Origin of the sequence: Polaribacter sp. IC066, from assembly GCF_007997085.1 — a bacterium.
Classification (GTDB): Bacteria; Bacteroidota; Bacteroidia; order Flavobacteriales; family Flavobacteriaceae; genus Polaribacter.
Window position 1 is genome coordinate 1 of record NZ_VORR01000107.1, and the last position, 2,786, is coordinate 2,786.

The window sequence follows — 2,786 nt, forward strand, 5'->3', positions numbered from 1 at the left end:
ATCACACACTTATCAACCGATGTGCATAAACAACTGCTTTTTTTGAAATAGAATGACTAAAAATAAAAAATTGTGGATAAAATAAATCAAATTGTTAACAACCACTAAACATCCGCTGAATAGTTACGTAATTTGATTACATAACCCACAGATACTGAAACCCAACAAAAAAAGAGCTCAAATAAACCACTTTTACCTATTCATTAGAGAACTTACAAAATTGGAATTAAAACACGTGAAGAATACAGCACAAAAAACAATGATTTTGTTCTAAAATACAATACTATTTAGGGGTTGTATATTCCGCTTACAAAAAACTCAAAATGTACTCCTTAAGAACCTTAACTTTAAGCTATTTATTAACCTCGAAGTAATTATACTTTAAAGTTGTCTTACAATTTTATTCATTTTTTTGTTCCATTGCCTTTCGACTTCGCTCAAGATAAATTCCAAGAAACAAAAATCTAGACTTCTGATAATTTTATTGAATTCTACAAGATATTTCGCTATCGTGTCCAGACCGCAAAAGGGCTGTAGAACAGGTAACCGCTTCATCTCTTTTGAATTTTTACTAAAATTATCGGATGTAGGGTTTAGATTGTGAATACTATATCCCGAAACTTCGGGAGTAGAAATCTGTCATCTAACGCACATAACTGATGATGTCCTTTAACAAAATAGGTTCTTTAAAAAGTAAACTTCTATTGATGCGAGTTTAATAAACTAATTTTATGGCATCTAATGAGTGAATAAACCACCATGAGTATCAAGCGGAAAAAAAGCTTACTTTTAGTTTGATAAAACCCCAGGTTTTTAAACTTTTCTCTTGACCACCGACGCAGAGCGTCGGGGAATTCTATCGATTAAAGAGAATTAAGATGATACAAAAGTGGTCTGAATAAGCTGTGTAAAATTTAAATTACAGGTTATCGACACTTAAGTTTCTTTTAACCCACTAAAAGCTTAAACCATCGTAGCGCGTTATTTTATGGATACCAATTCAATATTTTTGTGTTACAAATATAATTTTTATAAAAGGCAGATATAGATGCCCAAAAATCAAAAAAACACAAACCATACAATCTTTTTACACAAAAAAATTAGTGTCTATTTTTCTTAAAAAGCAGGATGCATTTTCGTACCTTGTACTTTAAATTGCATTTATATGTGATAAGCCAATGATCTAACTTAACTAATTTTAGCCGTAAAAAATACCGTAATCCACAGATATACTGAAACAACTTTTATTCGAAAAAAACTTAATGAAATATTTTTTAGTCTTAATTTTTACAATTTATTTGTCTACACCTCCCCAAAAATCAAAAGAAACGAACAAATCGGGGACTCTTTTAGAAATTTCATCAACATTAATAAATGAATGGCCACTATTATCAGTAACCACTTTAAAGAAGGCTGGCATTTATGTACACTCGGCTATAAATCATACTATTTCTAACGTAGCCCCTGTTTCTGGGATGGTGTTTGCCAGACTACGAGCATCTTTAAACCTTATGACTACCTTTCTTGAAGAAGACAAACCCGATACTTTTACCATTGATCGCAGTAGCAGAAAAAAAACCATCGCTAAAAATTCTTTAAAATTAAATTTTAAGTATCAAAGAAGCGTAGACAGTTTTCAGCTTGATTCTACAAATGCAGCAGCAAATCAATTAAATGATATCGATGTATTTGATGGCTATGATAACGGTTCTTATTTAGTGATAAAATCTAAAGACACCGAAACTGAATTAGTACGTCTTACAGCACTGATTGATGTATATTTAGATACTCAAAATATAAAGTTAGCCTACAGCACCTATGCTCGTTTACTACAGATTTTTACTAGGTATAAAGCAAACTCTTTGACCAAATTAGATCCATTGTTTGTAAATCACATTCTTTTAGTTCATGGAAAAATTCTTTATGCCGACAAAAAATATGAAAAGTCTTTAGAAGCGCTTAAAAAGATAAACATAAAAGTATACAAACCCAATAACTTTTTTGTAACCACATATAATAATCCGCTTCGAGAAGCTTATGTAGACAACCATATTATAGATACTGTATTGAATGTTGCAAAAACAAATAGCAATATGACGACACTGCCTTTGCAGTTTGTTTTTACTAAAAATGAATTATTTGCCCAGATATACTTCGCCAAAAAGGACTACGAAACTGCTAAAAAATATATTGATACCACTTTTAAATTTTTGCACGGAAAGCACATTTCATCACACCCATACATATATGGTATGTTGGCTCAAATTGAAAAAAATAAAGGGCATTACGAAAAAGCATTTGCATATTATATGTTAAAAGACTCTTTAAGCTCTTTAAAAGAAAAAAAGCGATACATTCTTCTTAACAGTACTATTAAAAGCGAACTAGCGCGCCTTAAAGAAGGCAATAAAAATCAAAATGTGTTTTTTAAAAAAAATATAGATTTTCTTGTTAAAATTATACTGTTATTGGTGCTTATTGCATTAGCTGCTCTTGCAGTTATTTATATATATAAAGAGGAAAAGGTGCAAGAATTAAACCGTGAACTCGAATTTAATAAAAAAATAACTGAAGAAAAAAAGAAGTTTTTAGAGAATTTATCTCACGAAATAAAAACACCCATTTCTATTATTATAGGGTACTTAAACTTAATCAAAAATAATATTATAAATACCACTAAAATTGTTTCGTATTCAGAAAAAACAATTGCCACTAGTGAACATATGATTGATTCGTTGAATAATTTTTTAACGCTCTCTAAATTAGATGGTGTAGAATTAAAAACG

General features: G+C 30.0%; 1 protein-coding gene. It reads left to right on the top strand.

Annotated features, from left to right (window positions below):
- Nucleotides 1-1,262: 1,262 nt before the first annotated feature.
- The coding region (locus ES044_RS17995) for a histidine kinase dimerization/phospho-acceptor domain-containing protein (protein WP_147187461.1) at nt 1,263-2,786 on the top strand (1,524 nt) is incomplete at its 3' end.